The sequence below is a fragment of the Halomonas sp. NPDC076908 genome, from assembly GCF_050269715.1.
In the GTDB taxonomy this organism is placed as follows: Bacteria; Pseudomonadota; Gammaproteobacteria; order Pseudomonadales; family Halomonadaceae; genus Vreelandella.
Genome location: NZ_JBNNIW010000112.1, coordinates 1 through 1,358, shown reverse-complemented (window position 1 = coordinate 1,358; position 1,358 = coordinate 1). Strand labels below are relative to the sequence as shown.

Below are 1,358 nucleotides of genomic sequence, written 5' to 3'. Positions count from 1 at the left end.
GGCGTCAAAGAAATGAAGCGCAAGCGACGAGACATGGTGCATCTCCCTTGTTATAAGCCTCGCTTTATACACCATAACTTATGCGGATTCACTTATCTGAAGGTCGACTCAAATGGCGTAGGTGCCCACTAATCTGGCGTAATACCTCATCGCCAATTGGGTGGCCATAACTGTCATTGATCTTTTTAAAGTAATCGATATCTATTACAAGCAGGCTGAGCGGCGTTTGATTACGTTGGGCTTGAGTAAGTGCAGCGAACGCCACATTCACCAAGTGGCGCCGGTTATACAGACCGGTTAGTTCATCCGTTAACATCAAGTTTTGCATTAGATTACGCTGTCGACGCAAATGAAGTACTACCATACAAAGGGTAATGGCGGCGCTAAAAGCCAGCACAAGCAGTATACTCATGGCGATTGACAAGCGTTGCATGGTCAGGCGTTGCTGCTGTGATAATCCTTGAATCTCATCTAGTAGCTCGTTATAGAGCCATGCCTGTTTACTTTCAATTCCCAGAGCGCTGCGATGTAAGGAGTTCAGGAGATAAGGGCTTGCTTGAGTTGTTTGTGCTCTTACATTGAGTCGTGAAAAACGATTTTTCAGCTCAACCAAGTGATTGCTAAGATACTCAATATTGGCATTAAGAAAACCGTGCTGTTCAAGGCTGCGCTTTATATTGTCCAAATGATGTTTCGAAGTTAAGGAAAAATTGGCAATATTTTCTATATGTTGCGTGTTTATATGAGGTTCCTCTACTGCAAGGGGGATCTGAAGCCGCTGGGCCGACTGTTGCGCTAGCATGATGTCGCTAATTAAAACGGTATAGTCCGTGTTCGCTCTTTGACAAGCGCTAGTCACATAGCTCCCTATAACGGTCGACAGCGCGCAAAGTGAGACGCCTAAAATCAACGTTAGGCGCCAGCGTAACTGATGCCAAAGGCGAGGAGTAATCATCATTGTGAAATGCGCGAATGGATACTATCGACATCCTTAACTGCCAGAAAACTACTTAGCAGCAAGGATAAACTTATATAATAAAGGTATTTATCAATAGTGATTTTACGCAACACAAGCCAGCTCTGCATGGCACCTCTCCCATCAATGGTTAGGTAAACCCATGGACTGTTGGGGTCATCTGATTGGTTATTGAGCTGACCGATACGCTAAAATTAGCACTAACTAAATAAGAAACACCTATTTGCTCTTGCTAAATAGTGCTTTTTGCTTAGTAGTGCCTAGCATCGCCTTTTCTCATAACCTCAAACCTGAATCCGTGAGACCGGCCCCCGGAAGCACTTCTAACCCACTGACCTGCATGGCAATATAGCCATTATCGCCATTCACCCAGACAGTGCCA

1 protein-coding gene is annotated in these 1,358 nt (G+C 44.8%); it reads right to left on the bottom strand.

Annotated elements, in window-relative coordinates:
• Window positions 1-88: 88 nt before the first annotated feature.
• Window positions 89-958 carry a GGDEF domain-containing protein gene (locus tag ACQKE4_RS20720; RefSeq protein WP_427390109.1) on the bottom strand — a complete coding sequence of 290 codons (870 nt, stop codon included), beginning with the start codon at window positions 956-958 and terminating at the stop codon, window positions 89-91.
• Between the last annotated feature and the right edge of the window lie 400 nt (window positions 959-1,358).